Below are 2,924 nucleotides of genomic sequence, written 5' to 3'. Positions count from 1 at the left end.
AGGTCGGAGAGTTAAGAAAACAAATTGGTGCATTGGAACACAAATTTAATCAGTCATCCGATAATTCCGAAAAAACAAAGAAAAAATAGTTATAAATAGATTATTTAAAGGGAGGATGTAATGTATTCTCTCTTAAACAATTTGAATTCATAACTACATGGATGATGTGAAATGAAAAACCCTTATTGTACCGTTGTTGATGAACTGGGATTCCCAAAGTTTGATGCATTTGATTATATGAGATATAGGTGGTTGCCAAATAACCCTAGAGCAGTTACAGGGGAAAGTTATTTGTGGGCATATAAAGCTGCTTATTTACAATATAATAAAGATCTAATAATAAAATATGCATATGAAGCTAAAATTCCTGTGCTTTTGCTGGCTGGTGTTGCTGTAGCTGAGGTTGGGGGAAAACCCGATAGAATCAAAGCATATGGCGTTCTGCAAGTTAGGCAATTGATAGACGATACTATAAATGGAAATAATAAAACATCAAATGCAACATCAGTTGGTGCGTTAGCTATTCAGTTAAGAGCAGCAGCAGAAACATTAGGAATTGACCCATCCAAGCTCACAACAAGACAGCAACTTCAACTTGCCAATTGTCTACTACAAGATGATTTCAATATAAAAATATCCGCTCTCCACCTAAGAGATCTAATAATTCATGATTATCCGGAATTAATGGATACAAGTATACTAACTGATGAACAAATAATACTGGCTGGATCTAGATATAACAGAGGAATAGCTAGAGATAAAAAAGATTTTCTAAAATCAATATATTCAGCAAGTAGTTACAAAGAGAGAGATTATACTTCATATGGAAGAAGAATATTAGAAAAGAAAAAATCCATATATATGATATTAGGAGTTAATGGTGAATAGGAATATAAATATAATAAAATACATAATATATTATATTTTTTGTGTTCTTCTTATAGATTCTTTTTCTTTCTTTGAGGAAGAGATATATATTGATGGAGTGGAAATAAAAAATGCTTGTGTAGCTCATCGCACGTTTGTTGCTGATGACACAAGAGATGTATCTGCACCTGTGTCAGCTCTGTTTATTTTTCCACTACTATTTAAAGTCATAAGATTGAAATTCAGATCATGGACGTTAAATATGATGTTGCTGTCATTGATAGTGTATTGGGCTTGGCGCTTTTTCATAAGATTAATGTATTGTTAGCCCCTCTAAAGATAGAGGAGCTTTCATCTTAGTAGACTCTATCTTCCCAGAAACTATATCCAGACGTTCCGGCAGCGAAATGCTGCCATGTTATACTGGCATATCTAACAGAAATCATTTCCTCTGGCTGCTGATTAGCATGATTTATAGCGTGAGGGTAACTAACATTGATTCTCTCGATAAAAGCTTTTTTTAATTTTATTGAATAATAGAGTTCGATTCCGCCATTACTAGCCGTTCTATAAAAGAAAAATTCTATTTCAAGTTCTTCATTATCAGATATTGAAACACCAAGTAAGGGTGATGATTTGTCGATTGGTTTAGTGAATGAAATAGGTCGGTGATTAACGTTACCCATTCTTGTCATTTCATGGTCAAGAGAAAGAATGAATATTTCATCTTCATGACCAGATTGATATTTGTTTCCTATCGAATCAAAAGTAGAGCAGCCAGTGGAAATGATTCCTTGCTTTTTTCCTTTTATAGTTGCGTAAATTAAATTAGCCATAAAAACTCCTTCTCTGTAGGGGGTGGCGGAATCCATTATGAATGGAATAACTGACTAAAAACCCTACTATAAAAGAAGTTTAATTAAAATGAGAATAAAGACTAAATGGCTAATTTTATTTGTTTATCCTCTTTGAATTGGAAGTGTAGAGATACAACAGTACGTCCTTTTTTTACTGTATCGACGGTGACTACTAGATCACTTTTTTCGTTTAATTCCTTTATACATGGTTTTATGATTGAGTCATTCAGAGTTCTAAACTCTTTATATTTATCTTCTAAATTTAGAATTGTACGAAAGTCATTGATATCAACTATCCTATCTCCTGTTTTTTTGAACTGCATTAACAACTCATAAATTCTTATGCTATAAGTACGCTTTAGCGCAGAAACATTCTTAACAGCAATACTGGTAAATTGCCCTTTAAGTTGCGTTAGATAAGGCATTATGTAGTCAGAGAAGCTAATTTCTATCTTCCCTTCTCCATCAAAATATTTTGCTTTACGTTGAATCCAACGAATATCTTCTTTGTTGTCTTTCCAATGAATAATAACTGTCCTATCCCATAATCGCTCTATTGCTTCTTGTAAACGGCGTTCTGCATGTTTACGGTTCATATCAGGGAATGCTAAGTAAAATTCATCAGCAGTAAGTTGAAAGGTTTTTCTGGGGTTTTCATCTTTCGGATTGAGTTTACCAATACATAAAAGCAAAACCCTTTGTTCTTGTAAGGTCAGCTTGTAACTGGCTTCTATCAATGCATTGGATTTGTAGGCTATAAGTTTACTCATACTATTCTGATCCTTAAAACATCAATTAGATTAATTATAGTTGATGCTCTCTATTCATCAATGGTTTTTTTTTTAATTGATGTATTGTTGTGGGTATTACCGCCTTTTTGTTGATGTATTACCGCCTTTTTATTGATGTATTACCGCCTTTTTATTGATGTATTACCGCCTTTTTATTGATGTATTATCATGTATGATATTGATTTTAAATTAAAAAAAACAACGGAAAACAAGAATAAAAACAAAAAAACAAGTTAAAAAAGACGTGCCCTGTGGATAAATCTCAAAATTTAGTCAGACCGATCACAAAAAAGGATGTCGCAGCCGAGCTGCTCCCTGAAATGCCCTGCGGGCAACTTTGATAGTTCCCTCACTTTGTTCGGTCAGAATGAAGCTACCTCAAGTATTAATATAAAATTCAAGTAATCAT

4 protein-coding genes are annotated in these 2,924 nt (G+C 33.1%); 2 read left to right on the top strand and 2 right to left on the bottom strand.

What is annotated here, in order from left to right:
• Nucleotides 1-171: 171 nt before the first annotated feature.
• Both BM100_RS22150 and BM100_RS22145 read left to right on the top strand, forming a co-directional pair.
• Complete coding sequence (locus BM100_RS22150) at nt 172-888, top strand: hypothetical protein (RefSeq protein WP_092514963.1); 717 nt, start codon at nt 172-174, stop codon at nt 886-888.
• Nucleotides 878-1,195, top strand: a complete 318-nt coding sequence (locus BM100_RS22145; protein WP_092514962.1) for a DUF2645 family protein — start codon at nt 878-880, stop codon at nt 1,193-1,195. The genes BM100_RS22150 and BM100_RS22145 overlap by 11 nt, the downstream gene beginning before the upstream one ends.
• 28 nt (nt 1,196-1,223) lie before the next feature.
• Here the strand turns inward: BM100_RS22145 and BM100_RS22140 are convergent, their stop codons facing one another.
• Together BM100_RS22140 and BM100_RS22135 are read right to left on the bottom strand one after the other, a co-directional pair.
• Nucleotides 1,224-1,703, bottom strand: a complete 480-nt coding sequence (locus BM100_RS22140) for an Hcp family type VI secretion system effector (RefSeq protein ID WP_092514961.1) — start codon at nt 1,701-1,703, stop codon at nt 1,224-1,226.
• Nucleotides 1,704-1,804: 101 nt separating this feature from the next.
• The gene (locus BM100_RS22135) at nt 1,805-2,494 is read right to left on the bottom strand and encodes a replication initiation protein (RefSeq protein WP_092514960.1); all 690 of its coding nucleotides are present in this window, start codon (nt 2,492-2,494) and stop codon (nt 1,805-1,807) included.
• Between the last annotated feature and the right edge of the window lie 430 nt (nt 2,495-2,924).

It is taken from the genome of Xenorhabdus mauleonii (assembly GCF_900113945.1).
GTDB classification, from domain to species: Bacteria; Pseudomonadota; Gammaproteobacteria; order Enterobacterales; family Enterobacteriaceae; genus Xenorhabdus; species Xenorhabdus mauleonii.
This window is presented reverse-complemented; position numbering and strand designations above follow the sequence as displayed.